Here is a 16,072-nt window from a genome sequence, read left to right on the forward strand (position 1 = left end):
TATGAGGCACCAGGAGTCGCTGAACCAAGCGCTCCCAGGCGAAGGGGAAGCACCTCGTGGCACGCATCGGTGATGGCGGCGACCTGCTCAAGTGCTCGTTCTGCGGAAAGAGCCAGAAGCAGGTGAAGAAGCTCATCGCGGGACCCGGTGTGTACATCTGCGACGAGTGCATCGACCTCTGCAACGAGATCATCGAAGAGGAACTCGCCGAGACGAGCGAGGTGCGCTGGGAGGAACTTCCCAAGCCCCGCGAGATCTACGAGTTCCTGGAGGGCTACGTCGTCGGCCAGGAGCCGGCGAAGAAGGCCCTCTCGGTCGCTGTGTACAACCACTACAAGCGCGTCCAGGCCGGTGAGAACGGCGGCGCGCAGGGCCGTGACGACGCCATCGAACTGGCCAAGTCCAACATCCTGCTGCTGGGCCCCACGGGCTCCGGCAAGACGCTCCTGGCCCAGACGCTGGCCCGGATGCTCAACGTCCCGTTCGCCATCGCCGACGCGACGGCGCTGACGGAGGCCGGCTACGTCGGCGAGGACGTCGAGAACATCCTGCTCAAGCTGATCCAGGCCGCGGACTACGACGTCAAGAAGGCCGAGACCGGCATCATCTACATCGACGAGATCGACAAGGTCGCCCGTAAGAGCGAAAACCCGTCGATCACGCGAGACGTCTCCGGCGAGGGCGTGCAGCAGGCCCTCCTGAAGATCCTGGAGGGCACCACGGCCTCCGTCCCGCCGCAGGGCGGCCGGAAGCACCCGCACCAGGAGTTCATCCAGATCGACACGACGAACGTGCTCTTCATCGTGGGCGGCGCCTTCGCCGGCCTGGAGAAGATCATCGAGTCGCGGGCGGGCGCCAAGGGCATCGGCTTCGGGGCGACCATCCGCTCCAAGCGCGAGATCGAGGCGAGCGACCAGTTCCAGGAGGTCATGCCGGAGGACCTGGTGAAGTTCGGGATGATCCCCGAGTTCATCGGCCGTCTCCCCGTCATCACCTCGGTCCACAACCTGGACCGCGAGGCCCTCCTGAAGATCCTCGTCGAGCCGCGCAACGCGCTGGTGAAGCAGTACCAGCGCCTCTTCGAACTCGACGGCGTGGAGCTGGACTTCGACCGCCCCGCCCTGGAGGCCATCGCCGACCAGGCCATCCTCCGCGGCACCGGCGCGCGCGGCCTGCGCGCCATCATGGAAGAGGTCCTCCAGTCGGTGATGTACGAGGTCCCGTCCCGCAAGGACGTCGCCCGCGTCGTCATCACGGCGGACGTCGTCCGCAACAACGTGAACCCGACCCTGGTCCCCAGGATCGTCAAGAACGACGGCCGCCACGAGAAGTCGGCGTAACCAGAACCACACGCCGAAGGGGCGCCCCACCGGAATCCGGCGGGGCGCCCCTTCGCGTACGCCCGGTGTGTCAGACCTTGACGCGGACTTCCTTGCGGAGCTTGGCGGCGATGCCGGCGACATCGTCGAGGGTGCCGCCCTTGCCGGTCATCATGTCGGCGATGTTGATGTGCATCACGTAGCCGATGGTGCTGTGGTCGCCCCAGACGCAGACCGGCATGGTCATCTCCTTGGGGCCGAGGCCCCCGGACTCCGCGCCGGGCTTCGTCTTGATCTCCTGGCACTTCATCACGGCGCCGTCGAGACCCTCGGGAGTGACCGTCTTGGGGTCGCCGACGAGCTGCGTCTCCGAGTCCTTCTCCTTCGCGGCCTCGGCCTTGATGTCGGCGAAGACGGCGTCGACGGTCTTCTCGGGGTCCTCGATCTCGCCCCACACGCCGCCGAACTGCAGGAGCTTGCCGCTCAGCGGGTTGCTCTCGTCCTTGACCTCCCACTGCGCGTTGGCGCGCTGCGGGTTCTTGACGCCGAACTTCGTGGCGTCCTTGATGAAGTCGTCGTCCCCGCCCTGGGCCTTGTCGCTGTTGGCCGACTTCTTGTACTCGCCCAGCACCGTCTCCGGCGTGACCAGCTTGTGCGGGCCGTCGTTGGCGACGTCGGCACCGCCCCCGCCGCCGATCAGGAAGTACGCGCCGACCGCGATCGCCGCGACGACGGCGACCGCGCCGATGATGATCGGGGTCTTGGACTTCTTCGGGGCCGGCGGGTGCGGGACGTAGCCGCCGGGGCCCTGGGGGGCGCCGTACTGCGGCTGCTGGCCGTACGGGTTCGGCTGCTGCTGCGGGTAGCCGTACGGCGGCTGCTGCGGCGGCACGCCCTGGGGGGCCTGCTGGGGGTAGCCGTAACCGGGCTGCCCCTGCGGCTGGCCGTACGGGCCGGGCTGCTGGCCGTAGGGCCCGGGCTGCTGGGGCTGGCCCCCGTACGGACCCGGCTGGTTGTAGCTCATGGACTGCTTCCCCTCACAGGACGTTTATGCGTAGCGAACATCCTGGCGGAAAGCTTTCGGTGATGGGGCGCCGGGGGGCACACCGTTACCGAACCATCGCGTTTCGGGACTCGACCCTCACCCCCCTAAACTGGGCCCGTGACCGAGAACACTCAGCAGCAGACAGCGCCCACCACCGAACTGCCGACCCAGTACACGCCGGCCGAGGTAGAGGGGCCGCTGTACGAGCGCTGGGTAGAGCGGGGCTACTTCACCGCCGACGCCACGTCCGACAAGCCGCCGTACACCATCGTCATCCCGCCGCCGAACGTCACCGGCGCCCTGCACCTGGGCCACGCCTTCCAGGTGACGCTGATGGACGCCCTGACCCGCCGCAAGCGCATGCAGGGCTTCGAGACGCTCTGGCTGCCGGGCATGGACCACGCCGGCATCGCGACCCAGAACAAGGTCGAGCAGCAGCTCGCCGAGGAGGGCAGGTCCCGCCACGACCTGGGCCGTGAGGCGTTCGTCGAGCGCGTCTGGCAGTGGAAGGACGAGTACGGCGGCCGGATCCTCGGCCAGCTGCGACGCCTCGGCGCCGGTCTCGACTGGTCGCGCGAGCGGTTCACCATGGACGAGGGCCTGTCCAAGGCCGTCCAGAAGATCTTCAAGGACCTCTACGAGGACGGTCTGATCTACCGCGCCGAGCGCATCATCAACTGGTGCCCGCGCTGTCTGACCGCCATCTCGGACATCGAGGTCGAGTACCAGGAGGACGCCGGCGAGCTGGTCTCCATCCGGTACGGCGAGGGCGAGGACAGCCTGGTCGTCGCCACGACCCGCGCCGAGACGATGCTCGGCGACACCGCCGTCGCCGTCCACCCCGAGGACGAGCGGTACAAGCACCTCGTCGGCAAGCAGATCAAGCTGCCGCTGACCGACCGCACGATCCCCGTCGTCGCCGACGAGCACGTCGACCCGGAGTTCGGCACCGGCGCCGTCAAGGTGACCCCGGCGCACGACCCGAACGACTTCGAGATCGGCCGCCGCCACGACCTGCCGTCCCTGACGGTCATGGACGAGCACGGCGTCATCACCGTCCACGGCCCCTTCCTCGGCCTGGACCGCTTCGAGGCCCGCTCGGCGATCGTCGGCGCGCTGAAGGAACAGGGCCGGATCGTCTCCGAGAAGCGCCCGTACATGCACTCCGTCGGCCACTGTTCGCGCTGCAAGACCACCGTCGAGCCGCGCCTGTCGATGCAGTGGTGGGTCAAGGTCGGCCCGCTGGCGCAGGCCGCCGGCGACGCCGTCCGCGACGGCTCCGTCGACATCCACCCGAAGGAGCTCTCCAAGCGCTACTTCGACTGGGTCGACAACATGCACGACTGGTGCATCTCGCGCCAGCTGTGGTGGGGTCACCGCATCCCGATCTGGTACGGCCCGAACGGCGAGGTCGTCTGCGTCGGACCCGACGACGAGGTCCCGGCGGGCGAGGGCTGGACGCAGGACCCGGACGTCCTCGACACCTGGTTCTCCTCCGGCCTGTGGCCGTTCTCCACGCTCGGCTGGCCGGAGAAGACCCCGGACCTGGCGAAGTTCTACTCGACCGACGTCCTGCTCACCGGCCACGACATCATCTTCTTCTGGGTCGCCCGGATGATGATGTTCGGCCTGTACTCGATGGACGGCCAGGTCCCGTTCAAGACGGTCGCGCTCACCGGCCTCGTCCGCGACGAGTTCGGCAAGAAGATGTCGAAGTCGAACCCGAACGCGGTCGACCCGATCACCTGGATGGACGCGTACGGCTCCGACGCCGTCCGCTTCACCCTGGCCAAGGGCGCCACCCCGGGCGCCGACGTCCCGATCGGCGAGGACTGGGTCCAGGCGTCCCGGAACTTCGCCAACAAGATCTGGAACGCGACCCGCTTCGCCATGATGAACGGCGCCACGATCGAGGGTCCGCTGCCGGACGCCTCCGAGATGTCGGCGACCGACCGCTGGATCCTGTCCCGCCTCAACGAGACGGTCGCGCAGGTCGACGCGTACTACGACGACTTCCAGTTCGCGAAGCTGAGCGAGTCGCTCTACCACTTCGCGTGGGACGAGGTCTTCGCCTGGTACGTCGAGCTGTCGAAGACGACCTTCTTCGCGGGCGGCGAGGGCGCCAAGGTCTCCGGCCGCGTCCTCGGCGAGGTCCTGGACGTCATGCTGCGCCTGCTGCACCCGATCGTCCCCTTCGTCACCGACACCCTGTGGACCACCCTCACCGGCGGCGAGTCCCTCGTCGTCGCGGAGTGGCCGAAGGACAGCGGCTTCCGCGACGAGGCGGCCGAGAAGGAGATCGAGCTGGTCCAGCGGGTCGTCACCGAGGTCCGCCGCTTCCGCAAGGAGCAGGGCCTCCAGGACGCCCAGAAGGTCCCGGCCCGCCTGGACCTGAGCGGCACCGCCCTGGCCGCGCACGAGGCCGCCATCCGCCAGATCCTGCGCCTCCAGCCGGAGGGCGAGGCCTTCGAGGCCACCGCCTCCCTGCCGGTCGCCGGCTGCACGGTCTCGCTCGACCTGTCGGGCACGATCGACGTGGCCGCCGAGCGCAAGCGGCTCGCGAAGGACCTCGCCGCCGCCGAGAAGGAGAAGGCGCAGGCCGAGGCGAAGCTCGGCAACGAGGCCTTCCTCGCCAAGGCGCCCGACAACGTCGTGGACAAGATCAAGGGCCGCCTCGCCAAGGCGGACGAGGACATCGCCCGCATCCAGGCCCAGCTGGAGAAGCTGCCGCAGGCGTGACCGCGTGCGGAAGGGCCCGGGACCGACACGGTCCCGGGCCCTTCCGCGTGCCCAGGGGTGCCAGGGCCCCGTCGTCACCGGACCGACGTCCGTCCGCCGGATGGTGGTCGGACGTCCGGGTGACGGGCCGTGGGAGGAGGGCGTCGGCGGGGAGGCGCCGCTCTCCGTCGGTCCGGAGAGCGGCGCGGCGCGGTGGCCGAACTGTCGTTCGCGACCCCGGGTCGGTCGGGTCGAGGTCGTCCGGCGGTGGGAGCGGGATCCGGAAGCACCGGCCGGCCCGGAGGACCCGCCGGTCGGCCGCGTCGAGCGCGGCGGCCTGCGGCAGCGGGTCGAGCGCGCCGGTCGGCCCGGCGGCCTGGGGTCCCTGGTTGCCGGGTCCGTGCCGGAAGAAGCACCGGACACGCCCCGAGACGCACAGGAATGCGGACGAAGTGCCTGAGGTCACAACAGAAGGGCCTTCGGGTCCACAGCGTCGGGACCAAGGACCCTGGATTATGGAGTCATGTTTCCCCTCCCCGCCGTCCCCGCGCTGCGCCGCCGCGTGGACCGGTGGGCCGGCTCGCCGCGGGCCCTCGACGCCGTCGCCGCGCTGAGCGCCTTCGCGCTGATGCTCCTGGACGTGCCGGGGCTCGCCCGGGGGGACAACTCCCTCACCGGCGTCACCGCCACCCTGGTCCTCGCCGCCGGCGCCGCGACGCTGTTGCTGCGCAGGCGGGTGCCCTGGGTGCCGTACCTCGTGGCGCTCGGCCTGATGGGCTGGCTCCACGAGGTGACCATGATCCAGTTCGCGCTGTACTCGCTCGGCCGCTTCCGGGGCCGCAGAGTGGCGATCGGCGCGACCCTGCTGTACGTCGCGGTGGCCTACGGCTACTTCCAGGCCGTGCCCGGCTGGTCCGGGCTGCGCCACGGCGAGACGCTCAGCGACTTCCTCAGCCTCGTCGTCCCGATCGGTGTGCTCGCGTCGGGCGTCGGCATCGCCGCCCACCGCCACGACCTGGTCCGGGCCCTGGAGGCCCAGCGGCGTGAGGCCGCGGCCCGGCAGGCCGTCCAGGAGGAGCGGATCCAGGTCGGCCGCGACGTCCACGACCTGGTCGGCCGCGAGCTAACCGTCCTCGCCGTACGGGCCGAGGTGCTCGCCGTGCGGGCCCGGGGCGGCGCCCACCAGAAGGACTTCGAGGAGCTCGCCGACACCGCCCGGCGCGCCCACCTCATGCTGAACGAGACGCTCGTGCGGCGCGCCGACCGGGAGGGCGCCACGCCGGGCCTGGAGGGGCTCGCGGACCTCGCCGCGGAGAGCGAGCGGATGGGCAGCCCGGTGGAGGTGGACGTCGCCGAGGAGGTCAAGGCGCTCTCGCCGCTGCGGCAGACCGCGGTCCACCGGGTGGTCCGGGAGTGCCTGACGAACGCGGCGAAGCACGCCCCGGGCCTGCCGGTCCGGGTCGCGATCGGCGTCGCCGGACCGGACCTGTGGATCGAGGTCCGCAACCCCCTCCCCGGGACTCCGCCCGACCGTGCCCCGGTCTCCACCGGCACCGGCCTCGTCTCGATGGACGAACGGGTCGCCAGCATGGGCGGCACCCTCACGGCCGGCGAGGAGGACGCCTGCTACGTGGTCCGCGCCACCCTCCCCTCGGGCCTGCCGGGCTGAGGCGGTCCGCGGCCGCCCGAAGCGCCCGCAGCTCGCCGCCCAGGGCGCCCGCCGCCCGAAGCGCCTGCTGCCCGCCGTCCGTCGGCCTGTCACCCGCCGCCTGTCACCCGCCGCCTGTCGCCCGCCGGCTGTCGCCCGCCGGCTGTCGCCCGCCGGCTGTCGCCCGCCGGCTGTCGCCCGCCGGCTGTCGCCCGCCGGCTGTCGCCCGCCGGCTGTCACCCGCCGCCTGTCACCCGCCATCCGCCGCCTGCCCGGCGCCTGCTACCCGCCCCCGCCCGCCTGCCGGCCTGCCACCCGCCCCCCGTCGGACGACGGGCGGAAGGGCCTGGCGGAAGGGACCGGAGGGGTGGGTCCGCGTCCCTGTCGGTGCGGCTCCGTAGACTTGACCCCGTGAGTGACCCGAGCGACCCGCGCGACTTTGCCGACGAGCCCGCCGACGACATCGACGAAGACTTCGACGACCTCGTCGGCGAAGCCACCGACCGAGACCCCGACCTGGCGGTGATCGAGGCCGGCAGCCGCACCCTGCGCGCCGTGGCCGGTCCGCCGCAGGGCGACCCCGTGCCGACCCGCCCCGAGGACCCGGAGCTGGACAAGGCGCTGCGCGAGGTCGAGACCGAGCTCTCGACCCGCTGGGGCGAGACCAAGCTGGACCCCTCGGTGCAGCGCATCGCGGCGCTGATGGACGTCCTGGGGGAGCCGCAGCGCGCGTACCCCTCGATCCACATCACGGGCACCAACGGCAAGACCTCCACCGCCCGCATGATCGAGTCCCTGCTCGGCGCCTTCGAGCTGCGCACCGGCCGCTACACCTCGCCGCACGTGCAGACCATCACCGAGCGGATCAGCCTGGACGGCGCCGCGATCTCCGCCGAGCGGTTCATCGAGACGTACCAGGACGTCAAGCCGTACGTGGAGCTGGTCGACGCCCGGGAGGAGTACCGCCTCTCCTTCTTCGAGGTCCTCACCGCGATGGCCTACGCGGCCTTCGCCGACGCCCCGGTCGACGCGGCCGTCGTCGAGGTCGGCATGGGCGGCACCTGGGACGCGACCAACGTGATCGACGGCTCCGTCGCCGTCGTCACCCCCATCGACCTCGACCACACCGACCGGCTCGGCTCGACCACCGGCGAGATCGCCGGCGAGAAGTCCGGGATCATCAAGCAGGGCGCGACCGTCATCCTGGCCCAGCAGCCGGTCGACGCCGCCCAGGTGCTCCTGAAGAAGGCCGTCGACGCCGACGCCACCGTGGCCCGCGAGGGTATGGAGTTCGGCGTGGTCTCCCGCGAGGTGGCCGTCGGCGGCCAGCTGCTGACCCTGCGCGGTCTCGGCGGGGAGTACGACAACATCTTCCTGCCCCTGCACGGCGCCCACCAGGCGCACAACGCGGCCGTGGCGCTCGCCGCCGTCGAGGCCTTCTTCGGCATCGGCGCCGAGCACGCCCGCACCCTCGACGTCGAGACCGTCCGGCGCGCCTTCGCCCAGACGGCCTCGCCGGGCCGCCTGGAGGTCGTCCGCTCCTCCCCGACGGTCATCCTCGACGCCGCGCACAACCCGCACGGCGCCCGCGCCACCGCCGAGGCCGTCTCCGAGGCCTTCGGCTTCTCCCGGCTCATCGGCGTCGTCTCCACCAGCGGCGAGAAGGACGCCCGCGGGCTCCTGGAGGCCTTCGAGCCGATCTTCGCCGAGGTCGTCGTCACCCAGAACTCCACCTCCCGCGCCACCGACGCCGACGCGCTCGCCGCGGTCGCCGTCGAGGTCTTCGGCGAGGACCGGGTCGTCGTGGAGCCGAGGCTGCCCGACGCCCTGGAGACGGCGATCACGCTCGCCGAGGAGGAGGCCGAGTACGGCGGCGCCGGCGTGCTGGTGACCGGTTCGATCTTCACGGTCGGCGACGCCCGGCTGCTGCTCAAGAGGGGCTGACCCGGAATGCGCACGCTCTGCTCCTCCACCCTCGTCGGCGAGTTCTTCGTCATCGGCTTCGCCGGCCTCGTCGCCATGAAGGACGACTCCCTCGCCACCTCCACCGTCTGGTGGGTGTGCGGCGTCGCGATGGTCCTCTCGGTGCTGCTCTGCGGGATGATCACCCGTCCCGGTGGCGTCCAGCTCGGCTGGGCGCTCCAGATCGGGCTGATCGTCAGCGGCTTCTTCGTCCCCGTCATGTACTTCCTCGGGGCCGTCTTCGCCGTGCTGTGGTGGTGCTCGGTGCACTACGGGCGCAAGGTGGACGAGATCAAGGCCCGCTGGGCCGCCTCGAACGCCACGGCCCAGGGCTCCGCAGGACCTGACGCTGCGTGACGGAGAGCGGTGCGGGCCCTGTAGATTCGTCAGGCCCGCACATCCCTCCCGAAGGAGTTCCCCCCGTGAGCCAGCGCACGCTCGTCCTGCTCAAGCCCGACGCGGTCCGCCGCGGCCTCGTCGGCGAGATCATCGGCCGCATCGAGCGCAAGGCCGGCTGGACCCTCGCGGCCCTGGAGCTGCGCGAGCTGGACCAGGAGACGCTGGAGCAGCACTACGGCGAGCACAAGGGCAAGCCCTTCTACGAGCCGCTGATGGGCTTCATGTCCTCCGGTCCGGTCGTCGCGCTCGTCGTCGAGGGCGAGCGGGTCATCGAGGGCGTCCGCCAGCTGGCCGGCCCGACCGACCCGATCGCCGCCGCCCCGGGCTCCATCCGCGGCGACTTCGGCACCATCGTCCGCGAGAACCTCATCCACGCCTCGGACTCCGAGGAGTCCGCCGCGCGCGAGCTGAAGATCTTCTTCCCCGGTCTCGTCTGACGCCGGGTCTGCCCGTTCGGCTGACCGCCCGTCAGTCGAACGGCAGTCGTTTGTGGGGCGACCGAAGGAATTCGGCCGCCCCCAGGCATATGAACGCCAATCCCGGGAACGGATCGCCGCGTCCTACCGTCACCTAGTACAGAGGTGGGCCAGCGCGCGCCATCCGCGTGAGCGGCACTACGATGAAAACTCTTCGCCGCACCACCCTCAGCCATGGGAAACAAGGGGAACTTCATGTCGTTCATCGGCCGTGACATGGCTGTCGACCTCGGGACCGCCAACACGCTGGTGTACGTCAGGGGTCGAGGCATCGTCCTCAACGAGCCGTCCGTCGTCGCGATCAACACCAACACCGGCGGAATCCTCGCTGTGGGTGCCGAGGCGAAGAAGATGATCGGCCGGACCCCCGGCAACATCGTCGCCGTCCGCCCGCTGAAGGACGGCGTCATCGCCGACTTCGAGATCACCGAGCGGATGCTCCGCTACTTCATCCTCAAGATCCACAAGCGGCGGTACCTCGCCCGCCCCCGGGTCGTGGTCTGCGTGCCCTCCGGCATCACCGGGGTCGAGCGCCGCGCCGTCATCGAGGCCTCCACCCAGGCCGGCGCCCGCCAGGTGCACATCATCGAGGAGCCCATGGCCGCCGCCATCGGCTCCGGCCTCCCCGTCCACGAGGCCACCGGCAACATGGTCGTCGACATCGGCGGCGGCACCACCGAGGTCGCGGTCATCTCCCTCGGAGGAATCGTCACGGCACAGTCCATCCGGGTCGCCGGCGACGAGCTGGACAACGCGATCATCCAGCACATCAAGAAGGAGTACTCCCTCCTCCTCGGCGAGCGCACCGCCGAACAGATCAAGATCACCATCGGTTCGGCCTACGACCTGGAACAGGACGAGCACACCGAGATCCGCGGCCGCGACCTCGTCTCGGGTCTCCCCAAGACCGTCGTCATCTCGGCCGCCGAGGTCCGCAAGGCCATCGAGGAGCCCGTCAACGCGATCGTCGACGCGGTGAAGACCACCCTCGACAAGTGCCCGCCGGAGCTCTCCGGTGACGTGATGGACCGCGGCATCGTTCTCACCGGTGGCGGCGCCCTGCTGCGCGGCCTCGACGAGCGGCTGCGCCGGGAGACCGGCATGCCGATCCACATCGCCGAGGACCCGCTGGACTCGGTGGCCCTCGGTTCCGGCAAGTGCGTCGAGGAGTTCGAGGCCCTCCAGCAGGTCCTGGACGCCCAGCCGCGCCGCTGACCCACCGGCCGGGCGCGAGCCCGTACGGTACGCACATCTGCACAACGAACCACGAGGAAGGGCACGGCCGCCGCACGTGAGGGACACACGAGAGAGCCGGCTGCTCCTGGTGCTGCTGGTCGCCATCGCGTTCGCGCTGATCACGGTGGACATCCGGGGCGGCCAGGAGTCGCCGGTCGACGGCGCCCGGCAGGCCGCCGCCGCCGTCTTCGGCCCCGTCGAGAACGGAGTCGCGTCGGCGGTCGACCCGATCGGCAACGCCATAGGCGCCGTCCGCGACTCCGGCGAGCGCCACACCCGGATCGCCGCCCTGGAGAAGGAGAACGCCGAGCTCAAGGCCGAGCTCGGCAGCGACGACCGCAACCGCAACCGGCTGCGCGAACTCGACTCCCTGCTCAAGACCGCCGGCGCCGGCCAGTACGGCATCAAGGGCGCCCAGGTCATCGCCATAGGGTCGGCCCAGGGCTTCTCCTGGACCGTCACCATCGACGTCGGCGCCCGCGACGGCATCCAGCGCGACATGACCGTCCTCAACGGCGCCGGTCTCGTCGGCCGGGTCACCACCGTCGGTCCGACCACCTCCACGGTCCTCCTGGCCAACGACCCCGACTTCACCGTCGGCACCCGGATGGAGAAGACCGACGAACTCGGCTTCGCCACCGGCCAGGGCGACCGCCCGCTGCTCGTCCAGCTCCTCAACGGCAAGGCCAAGGTGAAGCCGGGCGACCGCCTCGTCACCTTCGGCTCGGCGGACGACCGGCCCTTCGTGCCCGGGGTCCCCGTCGGCGAGATCATCCGCGTCGACCCGATGGGCGGCGGACTGACCCGCAACGTCTACGTCCGCCCGTACGTCGGCTTCAGCAAGCTCGACATCGTCGGCGTCGTCGTCCAGGCTCCCCGCTCCGACCCGCGCGACACGGTGCTCCCGCAGAAGCCCAAGCCCGCGCCGACCGTCACCGTCACGGTCACCGCGAAGCCGCCGGCCGAGGGCGAGCAGGCCCAGGGGGAGAAGGCGGAACAGCCGCTCCGGAACGAGGACCAGACGCAGGACCAGGCCCAGCGGCCCGCGCAGGACCAGGGCCAGGCGCAGAAGCAGGACCCGGCGCAGAATCAGGCGCAGGACCCGGCACAGGCCCAGAACCCGGCACAGGCCCAGAACCCGGACGACCAGGGGGACGCGACACCGTGAAGTTCAACCGCATCCTCCTCTCCGCGACCCTGATCGTGGTCGCCCTCGTCGTCCAGGTCTCCGTCCTCGCCCGGCTCCAGCTCCCCGGCGCCGTCCCCGACCTCGTCCTCCTCACCGTCGTCGCCCTCGCGCTCGTGCACGGGCCCGTCACGGGCTCGCTCGTCGGCTTCTCCGCCGGCCTCCTCGCCGACCTGGCCCCGCCCGCCGACCACGCCGCCGGCCGCTACGCCCTCGTGCTCTGCGTCGTCGGCTACCTGGTCGGCCTCGTCCGGCCCGAGAACGGCCGGTTCACCTCCGCCGTCGGCCCGATGGCCGCCGTCGTCGGCGCGGCCGTCGGCTCCACCCTGCTCTACGCGGGCGTCGGCGCCCTCGTCGGCGACACCGCCGCCCGCCACGTCGGGCTCGGTTCCCTGCTCTTCACCGCCGTCCTCTACGACCTGCTGCTGGCCCCCTTCACGGTGCCGCTCGTCATGGCCCTGGCCCGGCGCGCCGAGAACGACCCGGTCGCCGACGCCACGGGGGCGGGCGCGGGCGACGTCGCCTCCGGCTGGCTCGCCTCCGGCACCGGCCTGAGGATCGGCACCCAGCGCGGCGGCCTGCGCGTCAAGGCCGCCCGTACCCGCGCCGGCCGCGCCGGGCGCATCAAGGGAGTCAAGCGACTGTGACCGAGGGGGCAACGGCAGCATGAGCAACATCCCCGAGACCGGCAGGACCCCCCGGGTCCAGACCCGGCTCGTCGTCATCCAGGTCCTCGTCTTCTCGCTGCTGCTCACCCTGGGCGGCCGGCTCTGGTACCTCCAGATCCGCAACGGCAAGGAGTACGCCGACGAGGCCAAGTCCAACAACATCCAGCAGGTCGTCACGCCGGCCGTCCGCGGCTCCATCCTCGACGCCCGCGGCGTCCCGCTCGCCGACAACGAGACCCGGCTCGTGGTCTCCGCCTCGCGCACCGAGCTGATGAAGATGAAGGACGACGGCAAGGCGGTCCTCACCCGGCTCGCCGGCGTCCTGAACATGAAGCCCGAGGACGTCGCCAACAAGATCCGGCTCTGCGACTCCAAGACGCCCAAGCCCTGCTGGAACGGCTCGCCCTACCAGCCGATCCCGGTCACCGACGAGGCCACCGTCCAGCAGGCGCTCACCATCCGGGAGAGCACCGAGGACTTCCCCGGCATCACCGCCGAACTCACCGCCGTCCGCCGCTACCCGGCCCCCGGCAAGGCCCGTACCGCCCAGGTGCTCGGCTACCTCTCGCCGGTCACCGACGACGAGATCACCAAGGCCAAGGACACCGACTCCCCGTTCCTCCGCTCCGACCAGGTCGGCCGCTCCGGCATCGAGCGCACCTACGACAAGGAGCTGCGCGGCAAGGCCGGCGTGACCCGGTACGAGGTGGACAACCTCGGGCGCGTCATGGGCCAGACCAAGTCCGACCCGGGCGTGGCCGGTTCCACCCTCGTCACCAGCATCGACGCCCGCGTGCAGGCCGTCGCCGAGTACGAGCTCGCGCAGGCGATGAAGACCGTCCGCGGCGAGACCGACAAGATCACCGGGCGCAAGTACGAGGCCGACTCCGGCGCCGTCGTCGTCATGGAGACCAAGACCGGCCGGGTCGTCGCCATGGCCTCCCAGCCCGACTACGACCCCAACGTCTGGATCGGCGGCATCTCCGCCACGGACTACGCCGCCCTCACCAGCAAGAAGTCCAACTACCCGCTGCTCAACCGCGGCATCCAGGGCCAGGCCCCGGCCGGCTCCATCTTCAAGGTGATCTCCGCGAGCGCCGCCGTCCGGGCCGGCTACGACTTCAACGACACGTACAACTGCAGCGCCTCCTACAGCCTCGGCAGCCGCAGCTTCGCCAACTTCGAGTCCCAGGGGCACGGCCCCATCACCCTCGGGGACGCCCTCAAGTTCTCCTGCAACACCGTCTTCTACGCCCTCGGCCACAAGGAGTGGCAGAAGGACGGCGGCATCACGGCGAACAAGGACGCCAAGGACTGGTTCTACGTGACCGCCCGCGACTTCGGCCTCGGCTCGGAGACCGGCATCGACCTGCCCAACGAGGTCACGGGCCGCATCCCGGACCGCCAGTGGAAGCAGGCGTTCTGGGAGGCCAACAAGGACGCCTGGTGCAAGCAGGGCAAGAAGGGCGGAAGCTACGTCGAGCAGATCGCGTACGAGAACTGCCTCGAAGGCAACCAGCTGAAGGCCTACGACAGCATCAACTTCGCCATCGGACAGGGCGACGTCCTCGTCACCCCCATCCAGATGGCCACCATCTACGCGGCCATCAGCAACGGCGGCACCCTCTACGACCCCTCCGTCGGCAAGGCGATCATCAGCCCCGACGGCAAGCGGGTCCGCGAGATCGCGCCCAAGGCCCACGGCAAGCTGCCGGTCGGCGCCCAGACCATCCGCGACCTCGACAAGGGCCTGCGCTCGGTCGTCGAGCCCGGCGGCACCGCCGCCTGGCGCTTCGGCGGCTGGCCCCAGGACAAGATCCCGATGCGCGCCAAGACCGGCACCGCCCAGGTCTACGGCAAGCAGACCACCTCCTGGCTCGCCACCTACACCGACGACTTCACCATCGTCATGACCATCTCCCAGGGCGGCACCGGCTCCGGCGCCTCCGGCCCCGCCGTCCGCAACATCTACGACGCCCTCTACGGCCTCGACGACGCGGGCAACCAGGACCTCAAGCGCGCCCTGCTGCCCAAGCCGCAGAAGGCGCTGCCGAAGGTCAACGCCGACGGCACCATCGACGCCCCGACGATCAAGGCGTACGACCCCAAGTCCCAGCTGGTCGACCCGGCGAAGCAGAACGGCGCCGCGCCGCCGCCGCTCGCGGGCACGCCCCTCAACAGGAGGGACTGACCCGATGAAGAAGCGGAGGACCTTCTCCGTCTCCCGGTACGCCCCGGACCGCGGGCCGGTCGCCCGGCTGACCGCCCGCGACTCGGTGCTTCGCCGGCTCGACTGGCCGATCCTGCTCTCGGCCCTGGCGCTCTCCCTGATCGGCTCGCTGCTGGTCTGGTCGGCGACCCGGGGCCGCACCGAGCTGAACCAGGGCGACCCGTACTACTTCCTCTTCCGGCACCTGCTCAACACCGGCATCGGCGTGGCGCTGATGATCGGCACGGTCTGGCTCGGCCACCGCACCCTGCGCGGGGCCGTCCCGTTCCTCTACGGCCTGTCGATCGTGCTGATCCTCGCCGTCCTCACCCCGCTCGGCGCCACCATCAACGGCGCGCACGCGTGGATCGTGGTCGGCGGCGGCTTCTCGCTCCAGCCCAGCGAGTTCGTGAAGATCACGATCATCCTGGTGATGGCGATGCTGCTGGCCTCGAAGGTGGACGCCGGCGACCAGCTCCACCCGGACCACGGCACCGTGGCCAAGAGCCTGGTGTTCGCCGTCCTCCCCATGGGCATCGTGATGCTCATGCCCGACCTGGGCTCGGTCATGGTGATGATCGTGATCGTGCTCGGCGTGCTGCTCGCCTCCGGCGCCTCCAACCGCTGGGTCCTCGGCCTCATCGGCTCCGGCATCGCCGGCGCGGTCCTCGTCACCGCCCTCGGCATGCTCGACGAGTACCAGATCAACCGCTTCGCCGCCTTCGCCAACCCCGAGCTCGACCCGTCCGGCGTCGGCTACAACACCAACCAGGCCCGCATCGCCATCGGCTCCGGCGGCCTCCACGGCGCCGGCCTCTTCAACGGCCACCAGACCAGCGGCCAGTTCGTCCCCGAACAGCAGACCGACTTCGTCTTCACCGTCGCCGGCGAGGAGCTGGGCTTCATCGGCTCCGGCTTCATCCTGCTGCTGCTCGGCGTCGTCCTGTGGCGGGCCTGCCGGATCGCCCGCGAGACCACGGAGCTGTACGGCACCGTCGTCGCCGCCGGCATCATCGCCTGGTTCGCCTTCCAGTCCTTCGAGAACATCGGCATGAACCTCGGCATCATGCCGGTCGCCGGTCTCCCGCTGCCGTTCGTCTCCTACGGCGGCTCCTCGATGTTCGCCGTCTGGGTCGCCATCGGACTCCTCCAGTCGATCCGGGTGCAACGCCCGATGAGCGCCTGACGCCCGGCCGCCGGATCCGA

At 70.8% G+C, this 16,072-nt stretch carries 12 protein-coding genes; 11 read left to right on the forward strand and 1 reads right to left on the reverse strand.

Annotation, left to right across the window (positions count from 1 at the left end; genetic code table 11):
- The first annotated feature begins 56 nt into the window (after positions 1 to 56).
- Positions 57 to 1,340 (forward strand): ATP-dependent Clp protease ATP-binding subunit ClpX, encoded by a 1,284-nt coding sequence (gene clpX / locus IE245_RS11425; protein WP_030494070.1) that lies wholly within the window; start codon positions 57 to 59, stop codon positions 1,338 to 1,340.
- Positions 1,341 to 1,410: 70 nt separating this feature from the next.
- Here the strand turns inward: clpX and IE245_RS11430 are convergent, their stop codons facing one another.
- Positions 1,411 to 2,343: a hypothetical protein gene (locus IE245_RS11430; protein WP_189946700.1), complete on the reverse strand. Its 933-nt coding sequence runs from the start codon at positions 2,341 to 2,343 to the stop codon at positions 1,411 to 1,413.
- Between the two features lie 138 nt (positions 2,344 to 2,481).
- Here IE245_RS11430 and IE245_RS11435 point away from each other — a divergent pair, with 138 nt between their 5' ends.
- The 10 genes from IE245_RS11435 (at position 2,482) to rodA (ending at position 16,052) form a co-directional block, all read left to right on the forward strand.
- Positions 2,482 to 5,103, forward strand: a complete 2,622-nt coding sequence (locus tag IE245_RS11435; protein WP_189946701.1) for a valine--tRNA ligase — start codon at positions 2,482 to 2,484, stop codon at positions 5,101 to 5,103.
- 502 nt (positions 5,104 to 5,605) lie between these two features.
- Positions 5,606 to 6,751: a sensor histidine kinase gene (locus IE245_RS11440; RefSeq protein ID WP_189946702.1), complete on the forward strand. Its 1,146-nt coding sequence runs from the start codon at positions 5,606 to 5,608 to the stop codon at positions 6,749 to 6,751.
- A 441-nt stretch (positions 6,752 to 7,192) separates the two neighbouring features.
- Positions 7,193 to 8,674: a bifunctional tetrahydrofolate synthase/dihydrofolate synthase gene (gene folC / locus IE245_RS11445; RefSeq protein WP_373305313.1), complete on the forward strand. Its 1,482-nt coding sequence runs from the start codon at positions 7,193 to 7,195 to the stop codon at positions 8,672 to 8,674.
- A gap of 6 nt (positions 8,675 to 8,680) precedes the next feature.
- Positions 8,681 to 9,049: a DUF4233 domain-containing protein gene (locus IE245_RS11450; RefSeq protein WP_189946703.1), complete on the forward strand. Its 369-nt coding sequence runs from the start codon at positions 8,681 to 8,683 to the stop codon at positions 9,047 to 9,049.
- Positions 9,050 to 9,114: 65 nt separating this feature from the next.
- Positions 9,115 to 9,528 (forward strand): nucleoside-diphosphate kinase, encoded by a 414-nt coding sequence (gene ndk / locus IE245_RS11455; RefSeq protein ID WP_056558929.1) that lies wholly within the window; start codon positions 9,115 to 9,117, stop codon positions 9,526 to 9,528.
- Between the two features lie 234 nt (positions 9,529 to 9,762).
- Positions 9,763 to 10,782, forward strand: a complete 1,020-nt coding sequence (locus tag IE245_RS11460; protein ID WP_019886273.1) for a rod shape-determining protein — start codon at positions 9,763 to 9,765, stop codon at positions 10,780 to 10,782.
- 76 nt (positions 10,783 to 10,858) lie between these two features.
- On the forward strand, positions 10,859 to 11,971 hold the full coding sequence (gene mreC / locus IE245_RS11465) for a rod shape-determining protein MreC (protein WP_189946704.1): 1,113 nt from the start codon (positions 10,859 to 10,861) through the stop codon (positions 11,969 to 11,971).
- Complete coding sequence (gene mreD / locus IE245_RS11470) at positions 11,968 to 12,636, forward strand: rod shape-determining protein MreD (RefSeq protein ID WP_189946705.1); 669 nt, start codon at positions 11,968 to 11,970, stop codon at positions 12,634 to 12,636. Before mreC ends, mreD begins: the two co-directional genes overlap by 4 nt.
- Positions 12,637 to 12,655: 19 nt before the next feature.
- Positions 12,656 to 14,848: a penicillin-binding protein 2 gene (gene mrdA, locus IE245_RS11475; RefSeq protein ID WP_189946706.1), complete on the forward strand. Its 2,193-nt coding sequence runs from the start codon at positions 12,656 to 12,658 to the stop codon at positions 14,846 to 14,848.
- A 4-nt stretch (positions 14,849 to 14,852) separates the two neighbouring features.
- On the forward strand, positions 14,853 to 16,052 hold the full coding sequence (gene rodA, locus IE245_RS11480; RefSeq protein ID WP_189946707.1) for a rod shape-determining protein RodA: 1,200 nt from the start codon (positions 14,853 to 14,855) through the stop codon (positions 16,050 to 16,052).
- Positions 16,053 to 16,072 lie beyond the last annotated feature (20 nt).

This window comes from Streptomyces roseolus, assembly GCF_014649855.1.
Classification (GTDB): domain Bacteria; phylum Actinomycetota; class Actinomycetes; order Streptomycetales; family Streptomycetaceae; genus Streptomyces; species Streptomyces roseolus.

What these genes read in the sequence shown, in the direction of transcription:
- IE245_RS11430 (WP_189946700.1), bottom strand. Translation starts at nt 2,343, where the DNA reads ATGAGCTACAACCAGCCGGGTCCGTACGGGGGCCAGCCCCAGCAGCCC.
- IE245_RS11440 (WP_189946702.1), top strand. Translation starts at nt 5,606, where the DNA reads ATGTTTCCCCTCCCCGCCGTCCCCGCGCTGCGCCGCCGCGTGGACCGG.
- IE245_RS11450 (WP_189946703.1), top strand. Translation starts at nt 8,681, where the DNA reads ATGCGCACGCTCTGCTCCTCCACCCTCGTCGGCGAGTTCTTCGTCATC.
- IE245_RS11460 (WP_019886273.1), top strand. Translation starts at nt 9,763, where the DNA reads ATGTCGTTCATCGGCCGTGACATGGCTGTCGACCTCGGGACCGCCAAC.
- mrdA (WP_189946706.1), top strand. Translation starts at nt 12,656, where the DNA reads ATGAGCAACATCCCCGAGACCGGCAGGACCCCCCGGGTCCAGACCCGG.
- rodA (WP_189946707.1), top strand. Translation starts at nt 14,853, where the DNA reads ATGAAGAAGCGGAGGACCTTCTCCGTCTCCCGGTACGCCCCGGACCGC.